At 67.7% G+C, this 17,956-nt stretch carries 16 protein-coding genes; 3 read left to right on the top strand and 13 right to left on the bottom strand.

Going from position 1 to position 17,956, the window contains the following annotated elements:
* Window positions 1–32 precede the first annotated feature (32 nt).
* From ACUTAG_RS27770 to flgB, 4 genes are all read right to left on the bottom strand, one after another.
* Window positions 33–1,520, bottom strand: coding sequence for a flagellar hook-basal body complex protein (locus ACUTAG_RS27770; RefSeq protein WP_026385112.1), 1,488 nt, complete (start codon window positions 1,518–1,520; stop codon window positions 33–35).
* A gap of 71 nt (window positions 1,521–1,591) precedes the next feature.
* Window positions 1,592–2,287 carry a flagellar hook capping FlgD N-terminal domain-containing protein gene (locus ACUTAG_RS27765; RefSeq protein ID WP_006385247.1) on the bottom strand — a complete coding sequence of 232 codons (696 nt, stop codon included), beginning with the start codon at window positions 2,285–2,287 and terminating at the stop codon, window positions 1,592–1,594.
* Window positions 2,288–2,347: 60 nt separating this feature from the next.
* Window positions 2,348–2,767, bottom strand: coding sequence for a flagellar basal body rod protein FlgC (gene flgC, locus ACUTAG_RS27760; RefSeq protein ID WP_006385248.1), 420 nt, complete (start codon window positions 2,765–2,767; stop codon window positions 2,348–2,350).
* A gap of 22 nt (window positions 2,768–2,789) precedes the next feature.
* A complete protein-coding gene (gene flgB, locus ACUTAG_RS27755) occupies window positions 2,790–3,197 on the bottom strand; it encodes a flagellar basal body rod protein FlgB (protein WP_006385249.1) in 408 nt (135 codons plus the stop codon).
* 168 nt (window positions 3,198–3,365) lie between these two features.
* Here flgB and flgA point away from each other — a divergent pair, with 168 nt between their 5' ends.
* The 3 genes from flgA (at window position 3,366) to ACUTAG_RS27740 (ending at window position 5,013) form a co-directional block, all read left to right on the top strand.
* The gene (flgA, locus tag ACUTAG_RS27750) at window positions 3,366–4,079 is read left to right on the top strand and encodes a flagellar basal body P-ring formation chaperone FlgA (RefSeq protein WP_047992805.1); all 714 of its coding nucleotides are present in this window, start codon (window positions 3,366–3,368) and stop codon (window positions 4,077–4,079) included.
* Window positions 4,080–4,206: 127 nt separating this feature from the next.
* On the top strand, window positions 4,207–4,500 hold the full coding sequence (gene flgM / locus ACUTAG_RS27745; RefSeq protein ID WP_026385115.1) for a flagellar biosynthesis anti-sigma factor FlgM: 294 nt from the start codon (window positions 4,207–4,209) through the stop codon (window positions 4,498–4,500).
* 36 nt (window positions 4,501–4,536) lie between these two features.
* Window positions 4,537–5,013: a flagella synthesis protein FlgN gene (locus ACUTAG_RS27740; protein ID WP_026385116.1), complete on the top strand. Its 477-nt coding sequence runs from the start codon at window positions 4,537–4,539 to the stop codon at window positions 5,011–5,013.
* Window positions 5,014–5,093: 80 nt separating this feature from the next.
* Here ACUTAG_RS27740 and flhF read toward each other — a convergent pair whose 3' ends face one another.
* From flhF to ACUTAG_RS27695, 9 genes are all read right to left on the bottom strand, one after another.
* Window positions 5,094–7,907 carry a flagellar biosynthesis protein FlhF gene (gene flhF, locus ACUTAG_RS27735; RefSeq protein ID WP_148319475.1) on the bottom strand — a complete coding sequence of 938 codons (2,814 nt, stop codon included), beginning with the start codon at window positions 7,905–7,907 and terminating at the stop codon, window positions 5,094–5,096.
* On the bottom strand, window positions 7,904–10,024 hold the full coding sequence (flhA, locus tag ACUTAG_RS27730; protein WP_026385335.1) for a flagellar biosynthesis protein FlhA: 2,121 nt from the start codon (window positions 10,022–10,024) through the stop codon (window positions 7,904–7,906). Before flhA ends, flhF begins: the two co-directional genes overlap by 4 nt.
* A gap of 3 nt (window positions 10,025–10,027) precedes the next feature.
* A complete protein-coding gene (gene flhB, locus ACUTAG_RS27725) occupies window positions 10,028–11,182 on the bottom strand; it encodes a flagellar biosynthesis protein FlhB (protein WP_148319473.1) in 1,155 nt (384 codons plus the stop codon).
* Window positions 11,183–11,378: 196 nt separating this feature from the next.
* Window positions 11,379–12,926, bottom strand: coding sequence for a methyl-accepting chemotaxis protein (locus ACUTAG_RS27720; protein WP_262352311.1), 1,548 nt, complete (start codon window positions 12,924–12,926; stop codon window positions 11,379–11,381).
* 205 nt (window positions 12,927–13,131) lie between these two features.
* Window positions 13,132–13,764, bottom strand: a complete 633-nt coding sequence (cheZ, locus tag ACUTAG_RS27715) for a protein phosphatase CheZ (RefSeq protein WP_006387518.1) — start codon at window positions 13,762–13,764, stop codon at window positions 13,132–13,134.
* A gap of 8 nt (window positions 13,765–13,772) precedes the next feature.
* Entirely contained in the window at window positions 13,773–14,162 is a 390-nt protein-coding gene (cheY, locus tag ACUTAG_RS27710; protein ID WP_006387517.1) for a chemotaxis response regulator CheY, read from the bottom strand.
* Between the two features lie 50 nt (window positions 14,163–14,212).
* Window positions 14,213–15,271, bottom strand: coding sequence for a protein-glutamate methylesterase/protein-glutamine glutaminase (locus ACUTAG_RS27705; protein ID WP_006387516.1), 1,059 nt, complete (start codon window positions 15,269–15,271; stop codon window positions 14,213–14,215).
* Window positions 15,272–15,316: 45 nt separating this feature from the next.
* Window positions 15,317–16,153, bottom strand: a complete 837-nt coding sequence (locus ACUTAG_RS27700; RefSeq protein WP_020927331.1) for a CheR family methyltransferase — start codon at window positions 16,151–16,153, stop codon at window positions 15,317–15,319.
* A 26-nt stretch (window positions 16,154–16,179) separates the two neighbouring features.
* Window positions 16,180–17,886, bottom strand: coding sequence for a methyl-accepting chemotaxis protein (locus ACUTAG_RS27695; RefSeq protein WP_076472360.1), 1,707 nt, complete (start codon window positions 17,884–17,886; stop codon window positions 16,180–16,182).
* Window positions 17,887–17,956 lie beyond the last annotated feature (70 nt).

The following is a 17,956-nucleotide window of genomic DNA, read 5'->3' as shown; positions in this document are numbered from 1 at the left end:
TTCCGTCGGTGTCGTCGCGTGCCCGTCAGGCATTACTTCAGGTTCATCAGGACTTGCATGATCTCGTCCTGGGTCTTGATGGTCTGCGAGTTGGCCTGGTAGGTGCGCTGGGCGATGATCATGTTGACCAGCTCCTTGCTCATGTCGACGTTGGACGACTCGGTCGCCTGGCCCACCACCTTGGACAGGCCGTTGCTGCCCGGCTGGCCGAGGATCGGCTGGCCCGACGTGGCGGTTTCCTTCCAGGCGTTGTTGCCCACCGGCTGCAGGCCCTGCAGGTTGGCGAAGTCGGCCAGCACGATGGTGCCGACGATCGAGGTCTCGCCGTTGGTGTACTGCGCCACCAGGCTGCCGTCGGCGCCGATGTTGATGCCGCGGAATTCACCCGAGGTGTAGCCGTCCGGCACGGCCTTGAGCGCGTAGGCGCTGCCGTACTGGGTGGTGCCGGCATAATTCACGGAGACAGCCAGCGGATCGGCCGGCGTGGTGCCGCCGCCCGGGGCCGCGAACGACAGGTTGACCGTGGTGGCGCTGGTCATCACGCCCGCCTTGTTGAAGGTGAACTGGGTCGGGTTGCCCCACACGCCGCCCGTCTCGGTGGTCGGCGCCATGGCCTGGCCGTCAATCGAGTAATAGACGTCGTAGACGCTGTTGCCCGCGGCGTCGGCGGCGCGCTTGACGAAATACTGCATCACCTGGTGCGAGTTGCCCAGCGAGTCGTAGACCGTCATGGGCGAGGCGTTGGTGTAGCTAGTGGTGACCTTGGGGTCGAACGGCTTGCCGACCTCCGTTACGGCCGCGGTGTAGTCCTTGTAGCCGGGCACCTGGGCCAGGTTGCCGGTCGTGACGGCGCCGGCGGCGTCGATCGTGATCAGGTTGGGCGCGGCGCCATAGGTGCCGGCCGGCGGCTGGTTCACCCAGACGATGTTGCCGGTTGCGTCGCGCGTGAAGTTGTACTGAGTGGCGGGCGAAGCCGGCGTGGCACCGGTCATCGTCACCGAGCCGTTCACGGCCGGCGCGGTCACCGTGTCGACCTGGTAGATGACCTTGGCGTTGGCGTCCAGGTTGGCGACCGTGGTGGCCGTGGTGGTGGCCTTGGGCGCGACGTTGGCGGTCGGCAACTGCAGTTCGACCGGGTTGGCGCCGATCGCGCCCGCGGGGTAGCCGGTCAGGCGATAGCCCTGCGCGTTGACGATGAAGTTGTTCTTGTCGACCAGGAATTCGCCGTTGCGCGTGTACATGATCGCGCCGCTCTCGTCCGTGACGCGGAACATGCCCTTGGCGCCGTCGATGGCGATGTCGTATTCGCCGCCACCGCCGTTGACCGTGCCCACCGTGAAACGCTGGGTGATGGCCGCCACCTTGGTGCCCAGGCCGACGCGCGAACTGGCGTAGACGTCGGCGAACGAGGCGGTCGACGACTTGAAGCCGACGGTGCCCGAGTTGGCGATGTTGTTGCCGATGACGTCCAGGTTCTGCGCCGCGGCGTTCAAGCCGCTCAATCCTTGTCCGAAGCCCATGTTTTCTCTCGCTGATCTCTAAATTTGGAAACCGCCGCCGTGGCGCCGGCTGATAATCAAACCGGCCCGCTTCAGCCGATCACCTTGCGCACGTCCAGCATGCTGGTCTGGCCATCCAGGCCCATGTCCAGGCGCAGGCCGTTGGTGGAGTACGCCACGCTCTTGACCTTGCCGTACTTCAGTACTTCGGCGGCCACCTTCTTGTCGTCGCCGTCCGTGGCCAGGACGGACACGGTGTACGCGCCCGCGTCCAGCGCCACGCCGGCGTCGTTCTTGCCGTCCCAGTCCAGCGTGTACACGCCGGCCTTCTGCTCGCCCAGTTCGATGGTGCGCACGACCGCGCCGTTGCTGTCGGCAATGCGCACCTGCACCTTGGCGGCATCCTTCTGCAGATCGATGCCGTAGGGCGTGACCACGCGCTCGGCGGGATTCTCGGTACTGACGCCCACCTTGACGTTCGAGCCAGGCACCAGCACGCCCTTGCCGATCATCGCCACGGCGTTCATCGATTGCGACACGTCGATCTGGCCGCTGATGGCCAGCATGGTGTTCTTGAGATTGGTGATGCCTTCCACCGTGGAGATCTGCGCCAGCTGCGAAGTGAGCTCGGCGTTCTGCATGGGGTTCAGCGGATCCTGGTTCTTGAGCTGCGTCACCAGCAGCTTCAGGAACTGGTCCTGCAGGCCCTGCGCGGTACTGGCGCTGTTGGCGCCGGTTTGCGCCAGGCCCATGGCGGTCTTGCTTGTGGTTTGGTCGACAGTGGTCATGAGTTCGCTTGATCAGGAGTCATTTCCGCGCGGGCGGCGCGGGCGCGCAGAGTTCTTGAATCAGGATTGGCCGATGGTGAGCGTCTTTTGCATCAGGCTCTTGGCGGTGTTCAGCACCTCGACGTTGGCCTGGTACGACCGCGACGCCGCGATCATGTTGACGGTTTCCGCCACGGGGTCGACGTTGGGCATGCTGACATAGCCCTGGGCGTCGGCCAGCGGATGCTTGGGGTCGTAGACCTGCTTGAGCGGAGACTGGTCCACCACCACGCCGGCCACCCGCACGCCGCCGATCTCGCGGCCCAGCGCCTGGCCGGCCGGGGGATTGACCTGGAACACCACCTGGCGGGCGCGGTACGGCTGGCCGTCCGGGCCGACCACGCTGTCGGCGTTGGCCATGTTGCTGGCCGCCACGTTCATGCGCTGCGATTGCGCGCTCAGCGCCGAACCGGCGATATCGAAAATGCTCAACAAGGACATTGCCTGCGGTTCCCTATGAAAATCAATCCTGGATGGCGGCCATCATGGTGCGGATACGCCCCGACAGCAGCTGCATCGTGCTTTGGTAGTGCAAGGTGTTGTCGGCGAACTGGACCCGCTCGATGTCCATGTCGACCGTGTTGCCGTCCATGCTGGGCTGGTAGGGCAGCCGGTACAGCATCTGGGTCGGCCCTTCAGACACGGCCTTCGCCGGGATATGGCGCGCCGAGGTCAGCGTCAGCGACGTGTCGGGCAGGCGCTTGGAGCCTTCCATGGCGTTCTGCATCGCCGCCTTGAAATCGAAATCGCGCGCCTTGTAGTTCGGCGTGTCGGCGTTGGCGATGTTCGAGGACAGCACTTCCTGGCGCTGCGCGCGCAGCCCCAGGGACTGCTGGAAGAAGCGGAAATCTTCGTTAAGCCGGTCTAGCATCGGGTCGCCTTCAATACGGATGAAACCCGGGACAGCGGACGCACCGTTATCCCATTGGATGACGGCATCATAGGGTCGGGTGGCACAACACAATCAGCCAAATAACCCGTCATTTCTCATCCAATTCACGTATTGCCAAGCGACGCGGCCTTCTACAATTCAGACATCATGAAATCCCCCGCAAACCTCCGCGCGCGCGCCGCCTGCCTGGCCGCCCTGCTGCTGGCTCCCGTTGCCGCCGCCCGGGCGCAAGAGGCCGCCGTCCAAGCGCCCGAGGCCATCACCATCGCCGCGCGGGCCTATTTGCTGGAACAACTGGCCGGCCTGCCTGGCGAGCCCTCGGTCGCCATCGACCCGCCCCGGGCCGAACGGCTGGCCCCTTGCGACGCTTTGTCCCCATTTATGCCGTCAGGCATGAAGCTCCGTTCGCGCATGACGGTGGGCGTGCGCTGCAACGGCCCCAAGGCCTGGACCACCTACGTGCAGGCCACGGTCAGCGTGCCGGGCCATTACTATGTCGCCTCGCGCATGATCGCGGCAGGCCAGGCCCTGACGCCCGCCGACCTCGCCCCGCGCGACGGCGACCTGGTGGCCCTGCCCCCTGGCGTCATCACCAACCCCCAGACCGTGGTCGGCATGACGGCGGCCTACCGCATCAATGCCGGCCAGCCGGTCAAGGGCGCCGCGCTGCGCAATGCCCAGTCGGTGGTGCGCGGCTCGAATGTGCGCATCAACGCCCGCGGCAAGGGTTTCGTGGTCAGTAGCGAAGGCCAGGCGCTGGACAATGCGGCGCCCGGCGCCACGGTCCAGGTGCGCACGGCCAGCGGACAGGTGGTCAGCGGCGTGGTGCGCAACGCGGGGTTGGTCGAAATACAACTATAGGTACTGTTACATATCGCGTTGCGGCCAGGCGCCGCCTACCCTAAAGTTCCTTCCGACCTTGTCGTTACAGAGGCATAAGTAGGCGGATCCGTCGCAAATCGACCCAGGACGCCCTCCGGAGAAAACCTTGAAAATCAATTCGACCACCAACCGGCCCATCTCGGCCGACGCCGTCAGCCCTCGCGCCGAATCCTCGGTCGCCCAGGCCTACGGCGCCGGTAGCGGCAGCGGCGCCAGCAGCTCGCAAGTCGCGCTGAGCTCGGCCTCGCGCAAAATGCTCGCCCTGCAGGACGGCTCGAACGACATCAACGTCGAACGTGTCGCGGCCATCCGGGCAGCCATCGCCTCGGGCCAGCTCAAGATCGACACCAGCCGCATCGCCGACGGCCTGATCGCCAGCGCCCGCGACCTGCTGAAGTAACCCCATCGCCTTCCGACCGTACGCCAGAGCATGACCATGAGCCCAGTCGAGTCCCTGCAAGCCTGCCTGCGGCAGGAAGACACCTTGATCACCGAGTTTTCTTCCATCCTCGAAGAAGAGACCAAAGTGCTGGTCGGGCCGGGCAACGTCGACGCGCTGCATGACATCACCGAACGCAAGAGCCAGGTCGCCCAGCAGCTGGTCGACCTGAGCCAGACGCGCGACGGCCTGCTGGCCGAGATCGGCCTGCCCGCCGGGCACGCCGGCACCGAACAGGCCGCCGTACTGCATCCGCAGCTGTCCGGCGTCTGGCAGGCACTGCTGGCCAAGTCCGCCTCCGCCAACGAGATCAACCTGCGCAATGGCGCCCTGATCGACGTGCACCTGCGCTACACCCAGCAATCGCTGGACGCGCTGCGCAACCTGGGCGGCATGGGCGGCCCGTCCACCTACGACGCGCAGGGCCGCGGGGCCCGCGCCACGCCGGGCCGCAAGTCGATCGTCGCCGGCTAGCCTCTCCCTGCTTCAAAAACAAACAGCCCGCATCCGCGGGCTGTTTGCTTTCGAGGCCCCGCAGGGGATGCCGGAACCGTTCAGACGCCTCCGGCCATTTCCAGCATCGCGAACATCTTCAACAGCGCCACCGGCAATAGCCGGCCCGTGAGCTTGCGCTCCGGACTGACCACGCCCGACAGGGTGGCGCGCACGCCGTCCGCCGTCGGCGCGTGCGCCAGCTGCCAGCAGGCCGCGCCGAGCTGGCCCGCCATGAGCGACTGCCGCGCCAGCGTGTGGGCGCCGTCGACCGCGGGCAACGCCTGCCAGGCGTTGGCCATGTAGCGAAAGCCCGCGCGCGCTTCTTCCTGCAGCACCAGCCAGCGCGCCACCGTGGCGGCATCCGCCTGGCTGGCCGCAAGGTTGGTCAGGCCAAACAGCTGGCCCGCGACCTCGCCGCTGGCGGTATCGATCAGCCGCGCGCACACCAGGCGCAGGCGTGTTTCTTCGCCCCGGCCGGGCAGGCCGATCTCAGTGCCCGAGGCCCACAGCGCCAGCGGCGCCGGGCGGGTGCCCGGCACGGCCCGCAGGCCCGGCATGTCGCCCGGCTGCCCCACCGGCAGGTAGCCGACGCTCTTGCCGACCGCATTCAGGTTGGTCGGACATTCATCCTGGATCACGCGCATGCCGCCCGGACTGCGCGCCACCCATGAGGCCCCCTGCCCGCTCAGGCTCTGCCACAGGGCCGAGGTGCCCGCTTCCAGCATATGCACCAGCGGCAGGCGGGCCAGTTGCTCGCCCAGCCAGCGCACCCGCGCCTCCAGCGCCAATGCCGTATCCGGCTGCGCCGCCGCCGCCGGCGCGAACGAGGACAGCATGCCATGCGGCAGCACCAGTTGCTGCGCCGGCGCCGCCAAGGCCGCGCCCCGGTCGCTCATCAGCATCGTGCTGAGCAGCGTGCCACCGGGCAAGCCCTCGCCCTTCATGCTGGTCTTGCCGTGCATCGCCAGCAGATGCCGGCCGCAGGCCGTGGGGAACTCGCGCCGCGCCATCGCCAGCGGCGTTTCACCCAACGCCGCCAGGCTGGAGCCGGCGCCGTCGCTGACATACTCGCGCCAGGAAGCGCGCGCCTGCACGCAGGCCGGATCGCTATCGAGCCAGCCCAGGGTGTCGTCCAGGTTCTGGGCGGCTTCGATCGAGCCCGCGCCGGCTTGCGGACGCAGGATGGCGGACGCCAGCAGTTGCCGCCGCCGCGCCGGATCGACGGCCTCGGTCTCGCGCGGCGTCGACCACAGCGACGCCATGTCGGCCTCGCTGGGCGCATACAGCGCGCGGGCGCGCTCGACCATGGCGAAGGCCCGGTCGATCAGCGCATCGGCGCGCGCCAATTCAAGGTGCTCGGGCACCTTCTGGCCGATCGACGAATAATGGATCGGCAGCCGGTGGCGGATCGCCGTGTCCAGCGCCGCGCCCAGGCGCGAGGCCTCGTCCAGCTTGGTGATGATGCAGCCGGCCACGTCCTCGCCCACGCCATTGCGGTAGGCATGCGCGACTTCGTCCAGCGTATCGCCCTGGCTGGCGGCATTGAGCACCAGCAGCCGGCGCACCGGCTTGCCGGCGTTACACAGCATCGAGGCCTGCTCCGCCACCTGGCGATCGCGCTGGCTGATACCCGTGGTGTCGATCAGCACGATCTTGCGGTTGCCCAGTTCGCCGAGGATGCGGCGCAGTTCGCCCGCGTCGCGCACCGAATGCGCCGGCACGCCCATCAGGCGGCCATAGATCTGCAATTGCTCGAGGGCGCCGATCCGGAAATTGTCGGTGGTCAGCATCGCCACCTGTTCGCGGCCCTCGCGCGCCACGCAGCGCGCCGCCAGCTTGGCCAGCGTGGTGGTCTTGCCCACGCCGGTCGGTCCGACCAGCGCATACACGCCACCGCCCAGGAATTCATCTTCCGAACCCAGCACGGGCAGGTGCGTGACGAGTTCATTGCGGGCCCAGGCCAGCGCCGCCTCGGGCGTCGCGCCCGCCGGCATGCGTTCGACCAGCGTGCGCACCAGCTTGGTGCTGAAGCCGGCATCCAGCAGGCTGCGGAACAAGGCGGCGCCCGCCGGCTCGCGGCCAGGCCCCTGCCGGCCGCCCCAGAGCAGCCCGTCCATACGGCTTTCCAGCGCGCCGCGCAACGCGCTGATGGCGTCCTGCAATCCGGCCGCCGCGTCGTTGGGCAGGGCCGCGGGCGGCATCGCCGGGCCATTGCGCAACGGCGCGTCCGGCATGCGCGCCATGGGCGATGGCCCAACCGACGGCGCCGGGCGTTCCATTGGCGCAGGCGCCGCGGGCGGCGCCGGGCGCGCCGGCGGCAAGGCCGGCATCTCCATCCGCACCGGCCCGGCGGGGGCCGGAGCCGCCACGACCGGCGCCGCCGGCGGCACGGCTGCGGGCGGCGCCTGGCGGGCGACGGGCTCCTGCAGGACTTCCTGCTCCGGCACGCCTGGCGTGGCGTAGGCCGACTGATAGGCGGCAATCGAGCGCGACGGCACGGCGTAACCGGGCTGCGGCGCGGCGGGCGGCGCGATCGACGCGTTATGGGGAGGAGGCGCCATGGCGGCATGCGCGCCCAGGCCATAGGACGCGGGCATGGCCGGCGGCGGTTGCAGGCGCGGCGCGGCCGGGGCCGGCGGGACCTGCGGGGCGGGCGTGCCGGCCGCGCGCGCGTAGCCGTCGGCGTAGCCGCGCGGCGCGGGTTCCTGCGCGTGCTGCTGCGCATCATCGAAAGCGCCTTCGACGGTGGCCAGCACTTCGATGCCGCCATCGACACTACGGTTCGACACGATCAGCGCGTCGGGTCCGAGCACCTGGCGCACCTGGCGCATCACGTCCCGGCTGTTGGCTCCAAAGAAGCGGCTTATTTTCATTGCCCATTACCTCCGCCGATGAGCGCGGTCACGCGGACCATGCGTTCATCGGGAATTTCCGTATTCGACAGCACGCCCAGCTGCGGCAGATGGTGGCGCAGGAAGCGCGACAACGGCGCGCGCAGCACCGGCGACACTAGCAGCACCGGCGCGTTGCCCTGCGCCTCCTGGCGTTCGACCGCCGCCTGGGTTTCGCGCAGCAGCGTATCCGCCAGGCCTGGTTCGAGGCCGCCGCTGGTCGTCAGCGCCTGCGACAGCACGCGTTCGAGCTTGACGTCCAGGCCGATCACGCGCAACTCGCCCTCGCCCGGGAACCACTGCTGGGTGATGGCGCGGCCAAGCGAGCGGCGCGTCAGCGCGATCAGCTCGTTGATGTCGGGTTGGCCGCCCGAACCCGCCGCCAGCGCCGCCAGGCGCGGCCCATGCTCGGACAGCGTATCGATGATGGTGCGCATGTCGCGGATCGGCACTTCCTCGGCCAACAGACCCTGCAGCACCTTCTGCAGCGCCGTGAGCGACAGCGTCTTGGGCACCAGGTCCTCGACCAGCTTGGGCGCGTCGCGGCCGATGCGGTCCAGCAACTGCTGCACTTCCTGGCGGCCCAGCAGGTTGGAACCGTGGCGGTGCATCAGGTGGTTCAGGTGGGTGGCGACCACGGTGCCGGCATCCACCACCGTGTAGCCCACCACCTGGGCCTGGTCGCGCAGGCTGCCGTCGATCCACAGCGCCGGCAGGCCGAAGGCCGGATCGGTGGTGGGCGTGCCCTTGATCTGCATGGTCACGCCGCCCGGGTCGATCGCCAGCCACTGGCCCGGCATGGCCACGCCGTGGCCGATCTCGACGCCGGACAGCAGGATGCGGTAGTCGTTGGGCTTGAGTTCCAGGTTGTCGCGGATGTGCACCACCGGCGGCAGGAAGCCCACGTCCTGGGCAAATTTCTTGCGCAGGCTGCGGATGCGGTGCAGCAGTTCGCCGTTCTGGGCGTGGTCGACCAGCGGGATCAGGCGGTAGCCGACTTCCAGTCCAAGCTGGTCCACCATCGAAACGTCATCCCAGCTGGCTTCGGCCGCTGCCGCCTGCGCCTGCGTCACGGCCTGCTGCGGCACCTCGCTGGCCGCCACCTCGGCGGCCTTGCGCCGCTTGTGCATGGCCCAGCCGCCCCAGGCCAGCGCGCCGGCCAGCGTCAGGAAGGCGATGTGCGGCATGTTGGGGATCAGGCCCATGATGCCGATGATGCCGGCCGTCAGGAACATCACGCTGGGGTTGGAGAACAGTTGGCTGATGATCTGCTGGCCGATGTCCTGGTCGGTCGACACGCGCGACACCACCACGCCGGCGGCGGTCGAGATCACCAGCGCCGGGATCTGCGCCACCAGGCCGTCGCCGATGGTCAGCAGCGTGTAGACGCGGGCCGAATCGCTCATAGACATGTCGTGCTGGGCCACGCCCACGATCAGGCCGCCGATGATGTTGATGGCCATGATCAGCAGGCCGGCGATGGCGTCGCCGCGCACGAACTTGCTGGCGCCGTCCATCGAGCCGAAGAAGTCGGATTCCTGCGACACCTCGGCGCGGCGCTTGCGCGCCTCGTCCTCGCCGATCAGGCCGGCATTCAGGTCGGCGTCGATCGCCATCTGCTTGCCTGGCATCGCGTCCAGCGTGAAGCGCGCGCCGACTTCGGCGATCCGCCCGGCGCCCTTGGTGATGACGATGAAGTTGATGATGGTCAGGATGATGAAGACGATGATGCCGACGGCGAAGTTGCCTCCCACCAGGAAGTGGCCGAAGGCCTCGATCACCTTGCCCGCCGCGTCCGGGCCGGTGTGGCCGTGCAGCAGCACCACCCGGGTCGAGGCGACGTTCAGCGACAGGCGCAGCAGCGTGGCGAACAGCAGCACGGCCGGGAAGGCGGCGAAATCCAGCGGCTTGCGGGTGAACATGGCCACCAGCAGGATCATCACCGACAGCGCGATGTTGAAGGTGAACAGCAGGTCCAGCAGGAAGGTGGGCAGCGGCAGCACCATCATGCCCAGCACCATCACGATCAGGATGGGACCGGCCAGAAGCCGCGCGTGCGTGGCTCCGTTGCTTTTCAACATGGTGAGCAGAGCGCTCATTCCTTAAGCTCCTTGTGCTGCGGTTTTGGCCTGCGGGTCCAGCGCGGCCGGCACGGCCAGGGACTTCGGCGCCGTCGGTTCGGCCCCCCATCCCGAGCGCCACGAGCGCAACTGGAATACCCACGCCAGCACTTCCGCGACCGCGGTGTATAGCTCGGCCGGGATTTCCTGCCCCAGCTCGACGTGTTGATACAGGGCGCGCGCCAGCGGCGGCGCCTCCAATGTGGGAATGCGATGTTCGGCGGCCAGTTCGCGGATCTTGGCGGCGATCAGCCCGGTGCCCTTGGCCAGCACCCGCGGCGCGCCGTTCTTGTCTTCCTCGTACTTCAGCGCCACGGCGTAGTGGGTCGGGTTGGTCACCACCACGTCGGCCTTGGGCACTTCGGACATCATGCGGCGGCGCGCGGCCTGGCGCTGCTGCTGGCGGATGCGGGCCTTGGTATGCGGGTCGCCTTCGCTTTCCTTGTGTTCCTGGCGCACGTCTTCCTTGGACATGCGCAGCTTCTTGAGGTGGCTCCAGATCTGCCATGGCACGTCCAGCAGCACGATCACCAGCAACGAGGCGACGATGAAGGCGCAGCACATCGCCACCAGGCTCAGCGCCTTGGTCAGCGCGGCCGATGGCGCCACGTGCATCAGGCCCAGCATGTCGTCGTGGTAGCGCCACAGGATCCACACCGCCACGCCACCCACCAGCATCGCCTTGGCCAGCGCCTTGATGAGCTCGACCACGGTCTGGGCCGAGAACATCCGCTTGAGTCCGGCGAACAGGCTCAGCTTGGAGAAATTCGGCGACAGCGGCTTGCCCGAGATGACGATCCCGCCCAGCAGCACGCTGGACAGCACCGCGATCACTGCCAGCAGGCCGAAGATCGGCAGGATCACCATCAGCGCATGGCCGAAGCCGTTGACGGCCTGTTCGACCATCACGCCCGGGTCGGCCACCACGCGCTGGTCGAACGCCAGCCCGTTGCGCAGCACCCCGCTCAGTCCCTTATAAATCGTGCCGCCGCCGGCCCAGATCGCCCCGACACCGACGGCCAGCATCATGAACGTGCCCAATTCCCGGGAACGCGCAATCTGCCCCTCCTCGCGCGCCTTTTCCAGGCGCCTGGGAGAGGCGGCTTCGGTTTTCTCGAGGTCGCTTTCTTCGGCCATGCTCTGCGGTATCGTTGCGGCTCGCGGATTTTCGGATTACGAGCTGCCCGCCGAGATTCTAGGAGGCCTGGCCCTTTGGCGATAAGCCAAGAAACGGGGGGAAAGCGGCGCTATTCCCGGATGCGCCAGGCCTGGCCCCGGCCCGGGCGCCGGCGGACTCGTCCGCCCCGCCCCGCCCGTCCCGCAACGGCGCCGCTCAGCCGGCCGCCGCCACCGCGCCGCGGGGCGCCGCGCCGGCCTCCAGCGCGGCCTGGAAACGCACGTAATCCAGCCCGATGCGCACCGCGCCCCAATGTTCCCCGTCCAGATACAAAGGCATGGAAATATCGTTGACGATCTCCCCCGTGTCACGGGAGTAGGTCTGAAACAGCAGGGTGTCCGTGTTCGCGGCCAGGCGCGCCCCGACCGGATCGTCGAAGATCCGCTTGTGCCGCACCCGCGCGATATCCTGCGCCGGATCGCCGCTGGGAGGGTGCGAATAGCGGCTGTTGTGGGCCGGCGCATAGCCCCGCGCATCCACCAGCAGCGCGTAGCTGCCGCCAGGCACCGCCTCCAGCACGCTGTCCAGCAACTGTGTCAGCGCCTCGTCGATGCCGCGGTCATAGGCCGTGTGGTAGCGCGGCGGCTCGCTGCCCGCGATCCGCTGGTAGTGGCGATCGAACACATCCAGGCCGCGCGCCCGCGCCTGTTCCAGCAGCCGGGTCGCGGCCGCCCGGAAGGCGTCCAGCGCCTCGGACAGGCGGTCGAACGCGGTATTGCCGGTCCGCATGTCCGACAGCACCTCCTGCACGCTTTCGGTCTGGCGCCGGATCCGATCGATCTCACCGGACATGCTCGCCACCCGCTCGCGCACGTCGGCGCTCAGCGCCGCGATACGGCTCACGTCCTGGCTCATTCCGTGGTTGGTGGCATCGACCTCGCCGATGGCCTGCACCACCTCGCCCACCTGGCGATTCATGCTGTCGAAATCCCGCACGAAATGCTGGAAATCCTGGCGCGTCTTGTCCAGCACCGCGCCCGAGGCGTCCACATCCTCGCGCAGCGTGCCGGTCTGGCGCTGGGTCGAATCCACCAGCCCCAGCATTTCACCGGTGTGGCGGCCGATATCGCTGGTGGCCGCATTGACCCGTTCGGCCAGGCGGCCGACCTCGCTGGCCACCACGGCGAAGCCGCGGCCGGCGTCGCCGGCGCGGGCCGCCTCGACCCCCGCGTTCAGGGCCAGCAACTGCGTCTGCAACGCGATGTCCTTGATCAGCTTGCTGATATCTCCCACCGACCGGGCCCGATCGGTCAGCTGGCCCACCACATCGGTGAAGGCGGCCATCTCCCGGGTCATACGGTCGACCCGCTCCTTGACCTCGGACAGCTCCGCCAGCGCCTGCTCGGCGGCGCGCAGATTCTGGCCGGACACGTCGGCGATCTCGCGCGCGTGGGTGGACGTGGATGCCGACAGCGCCGCGATCTGCGCGCCGCTGGCCGCCAGCGCCTCGGCCGCCCGCGCCTGTTCCTGCGCCAGTTGCGCGCAGCGGCCGGCCTGGAACTGGGTCCGGGCGGTATTCAAGGCGATCTCGATGCTGGATTGCCGCACCGTGGCGATCCGGCCGCGGATGCCGGCCAGGAAGCGGTACAACGGCCATGCGGCCGGACTGAACGACAGCGGGCGTTCCGAGAGCGTGGCGCGGCCGTGGTTGAGCCGGCGCAACAACCCCCAGATGCCTCCGAATCGGAATGTGGATCTGGCCAAGATGGCACCTCCTTGTGCGGCCCGGATCGTCTTCTATGGACATCCGTTGCCTGGGCGCGCGCGCCCGTCTCCTACTGCTGGGCCCCGATTCTTATTGTTTTGCAGTCTACCCAAGGGCGCCGCTTCGCACCCTTAGGGAATACGTCCATGCCCGGCCTCGCGGCGGTGGCCGGCGGGCCCTGGCGGCCCGCCCTCGCCCGCCGGATCAGAAGCCCAGGCTGGCCAGCAGGTCGTCGACCTGGTCCTGGCTGGTGACCACGTCGGTCTTGCCCTGCGGGCTGACCTGCGGGCCGTTGAGCAGGCTGTTGGCCTCGTCGCGGCGTTCCTGCGGCACGTTGTCCAGCAGCACCTGCAACAGCTCGCGCTCGATCGCGCCGACCACGTCCATCATGCGCATGATGACCTGGCCGGTCAGGTCCTGGAAGTCCTGGGCCATGATGATTTCCATCAGCTTGGACTGGGTCTGCTGCGTCTGCTTGGGCACGTCCTGCAGGAACGCGCGCGTGTCCTTGACCAGTTCACGGGCCTCGGGCAGTTCCAGCGGCTGGTCGTACCATTGCTGCCAGCGGCCATCGAGCGCCTGCGCCGAGCGCGACATGCCGTCCTGGATCGGGCCCGCGGCCTCGGTCGCGTTCAAGACCCGGTTGGCGGCCTGCTCGGTCATCTGCGCCACGTAGCGCAGGCGGTCGCGGGCATCGGGAATCGCGTTGGCGGCGTCCTTGATCGCCTGGTCCAGGCCCAGTTCGCGCATGCTGTCGCGCAGCATGCGCGTCAGCGAGGCGATACGGTGAATCAGGTCGGGCGATTCGGTCGAGTCATCATTCTGCGTCGTGCTCATTGCACACCTCAGCCGCCAATTTTCTCGAAGATCTTGACCAGCTTCTCTTCCAGCGTCGCCGCGGTGAAAGGCTTGACCACGTAACCGTTGGCGCCGGCCTGGGCCGCCGCGACGATGTTCTCCTTCTTGGCCTCGGCCGTCACCATCAGCACCGGCAGCGAGGCCAGGCTGGCGTCGGCGCGGATCTGCTTGAGCATTTCCAGGCCGTCCAGGTTGGGCATGTTCCAGTCGGACACCACGAACTGGAAGCCGCCGTTGCGCAGCTTCTCCAGGCCGATCGCGCCGTCCTCGGCCTCGTCCACGTTCTCGAAACCGAGTTCCTTGAGCAGGTTGCGGATGATCCGCCGCATGGTGGGGAAGTCATCCACCACCAGAATCTTTATGCCCTTGTCTACCATCTTTTACTCCAGAAGAAATTTGCTTGAGATCGATCGGGACCGCATCCGCGTCACACGCGGTGCCCCCGGTCGCCCAGGCGAGTCAGAATGCGCTCACTCATCGCCGACAGCGGCACTACTTCGTCAGCCGCACCGATTGCGATGGCCTCCCGGGGCATGCCGAAGACCACGCAACTGGCTTCATCCTGCGCGATGGTATGGGCGCCGGCGCGGTGCATGGCCAGCATGCCGGCCGCCCCGTCCTTGCCCATCCCGGTCAGGATGACACCGATGGCGTTCTTGCCCGCCGCCACGGCGGCGGAATTGAACAACACGTCCACCGACGGGCGGTGGCGATTGACCGGTTCGCTGGCCTCCAGCTCGATCACGTAGTTGGCGCCGCTGCGCCCCAGGCGCATGTGCGTGTCGCCGCCCGGCGCCAGGTAAACGTGGCCCGGCAGCACGCGTTCGCCATGCACTGCCTCGCGGACGGTGACGGCACAGAGCGCGTCCAGCCGCTGCGCGAACGAACGGGTGAAGCCCGCCGGCATGTGCTGCGTGATGAGAATCGCCGGGCTGTCCGGCGGCAGCGGTTGCAACACCTCGCGGATGGCCTCGGTGCCGCCCGTGGAAGCGCCCACGATCACCAGCTTTTCCGAGCTGGACAGCGGGCGGCGCAACATCGGCGCGGGCGCCGCGGCCGGCGCGTGGGGGCTGGGCGCGCGCAGCTTGGCGCGCGAGGCCGCGCGGATCTTGTCGGCGATGATCTCGGTGTATTCGAGCAGGCCGTCGCGGATGCCCAGCTTGGGCTTGGTCACGAAGTCGATGGCGCCCAGTTCCAGCGCGCGCAGCGTGATTTCGCCGCCGCGCTCGGTCAGCGACGACACCATCACCACCGGCATCGGCCGCAGGCGCATCAGCTTTTCGAGGAAATCCAGCCCGTCCATGCGGGGCATTTCCACGTCCAGCGTCAGCACGTCGGGATTGTGCTTCTTGATCAGCTCGCGCGCCACCAGGGGGTCGGGCGCGGTCGCAACCACTTCCATATCGGGCTGGCTGTTGATGATCTCGGTCATCAGTCCGCGCACGAGCGCGGAATCATCCACACATAAGACTCTGATTTTCTGCATTTTTTACCGCCTAAGTCTGGCCGCAAGCTCGCCGCAGAGGCGCGCCTAGGCCTTACCTGCGCATTCGTAGACTGTCTGCCCGCGCAGACGGAAATCCCGGCTGATATAGGTGAAGTTCTCGGAATGGCCCGCAAACAGCAGCCCGCCCGGCTTGAGCAACGGCACGAACCGCTCGAGGATCTTCGCCTGGGTCGGCTTGTCGAAATAAATCATGACGTTGCGGCAGAAGATCACGTCGAACTTCTCGCTGATCGGCCAGGACGGCGCCAGCAGGTTCAACGTTTCATACCGCACCATGTCGGCAATCTCGGGGCGCACCCTGACCTGCCCGGCATTGGCGCCGCGGCCCTTCAGGAAGAAGCGCTTGAGCCGGCTTTCCTCCATCTTGGCCACGCGTTCGGCCGGATAGACGGCGGTGCGCGCCCGGTTCAGCACATTGGTGTCGATGTCGGTCGCCAGCACCGAGCAGGCACTGGCCCGCGGTCCCAGCGCTTCGGCCAGCGTGATGGCGATGGAGTACGGCTCTTCGCCCGTCGAAGCGGCGCAGCACCACACCGACACCGGACCGCCGCGCTTCTGCGCGAAATCGGCCAGGATCGGAAAGTGATGCGACTCGCGGAAAAACGCTGTCAGGTTGGTCGTCAGGGCGTTGACGAAATCTTCCCATTCAGCCGCGTCGGGCTCGTTTTCGAGCTGGTCCAGGTAGCTGCCGAAGTCCTGCCGCCCCAGCGCGCGCAGGCGCCGCGCCAGGCGGCTGTAGACCATTTCCCGCTTGTGCGCGCCCAGCGAAATGCCGGCGCGCGCGTGGATCATCTTGCGGACGCGGGTGAAGTCCGCATCCCGGAAATCGAATTGGCGGTCCACCGGAATGGACGGCGCCATGTTTGCCGCTGTTGCCACCGCCGCCCTCAGTGTCCAAGGGCAAGCGCGTCAGGCGCTTGCAGCCGCGAGTCATCGGCGGCGGAGGATCGGCCCGAGGACAGGCGCTGGGCCGGCACCTCGATGACTTCACCGGCGTTGATCTTGAACACCGCCACGGCTTCGGCCAGGCGCTGCGCCTGTTCCTGCAGCGAACCGGCCGCGGCCGCCGCCTCTTCCACCAGCGCCGCGTTCTGCTGCGTCACTTCGTCCATCTGCGACACCGCACGGTTCACCTGGTCGATGCCGCTCGATTGCTCCTCGGACGCCGCCGAGATCTCGCCCATGATGTCCGTCACCCGCTTGACCGACGCCACGATCTCCTGCATCGTCGCGCCCGCGCGCTCGACCTGCTGCGAACCGGCGCCCACCTTGCTCACCGAGTCCTCGATCAGGCCCTTGATTTCCTTGGCCGCCTGCGCGCTGCGCTGCGCCAGCGAGCGCACTTCGCCCGCCACCACCGCGAAGCCCTTGCCCTGCTCGCCGGCGCGGGCCGCTTCCACCGCCGCGTTCAGCGCCAGGATGTTGGTCTGGAACGCGATGCCGTCGATCACCGACACGATTTCCGAGATCTTGCGCGAGCTGGCCGAGATGCCCTGCATCGTGTTCACCACTTCGGCCACCGCCGAACCGCCGCGCTCGGCAACGTCCGACGCGCTGGCCGCCAGCTGGTTCGCCTGGCGCGCGTTGTCGGCGTTCTGCTTGACCGTCGAGGCCAGCTCTTCCATCGAGGCCGCGGTTTCCTCCAGCGAGGCCGCCTGCTGCTCGGTGCGGCTGGACAGGTCGGTGTTGCCGGCCGCGATCTCGTGCGAACCGGTATTGATTTCGTCAACGCCGCGGCGCACCGAAGAAACCGTGCGCGTCAGGCTTTCCTGCATGCGCTTGAGGGCCGCGAACAACTGGCCGATCTCGTTGGTGTTGCGAACCTCGACACGGGCGGTCAGGTCGCCGCCGGCAATGCGGTCGAAATGATGGCCGGCGTCCTTGAGCGGCTGCAACACGCGGCGGCGCAGGAACACGTAGGTAGCGAAAACCAGCAACGCGGCGATCACGCCGCCCGCCCCGACCGCCATCAACACGAACTGGTAGCGCACCTGGGCCACTTCGAAAGCGTCCAGCATCTTGCTGGCGCGCCAGAAATCGAAACCTTCGACGGCGCGGGCGAAACGCCCTTCAAGCGCGTCCTGCACCTTCTGCACCTGCGTCTGGTAGGCCGGCATGTCGGCTTTTTCCAGCGCCGCCGTCAGCGGCAACAGGCCTTGCTGGACCAGCGCGCCGTAGGACTCCTCGACTTCCTTGAGCGAGTCGGTCGCCTCGGCCGGCTTGGGCAAGGTCTTGAAATAATCGAACTCGGCCTGGCCCTTGTTCTGCGACGCCTTGGCGCGCTCGAGCAGCCCGGCGGCCTCGCTCGACAGGCCCTGGGTCAGCACCGTCGGCTGGCCGACGCTGCGCACGATATCGGCGTAGTTCGCCGACGCCGCGCGCCCCAGCCCGTTCAGGCTGTCCTTGTAGCTGGACACGACGCGGCCGAGCGCGTCGTTCAGTTCTTGCGATTGCTTGATTTCCGCCAGTGTCGTGTTGCTGATACGCAACGACAGCACGCCCAGCGCCGCTCCAATCACCAACATGAATGAGAAGAACGCCAGCACCCACAACAGGCTGCTGCGTATCGTCATGTTCGCGAAAAACTTGCGCATCACAAGCACCACTCCAGACAGAAATCGTTAACAAAAGCGCCATATCGAATCCAATATGGCGCGCCCATCT

This window comes from Achromobacter sp. CSND-B12, from assembly GCF_052906545.1.
The sequence above is the reverse complement of the archived record's forward strand: the minus strand, read 5'-3'. Positions and strand labels throughout refer to the sequence as shown.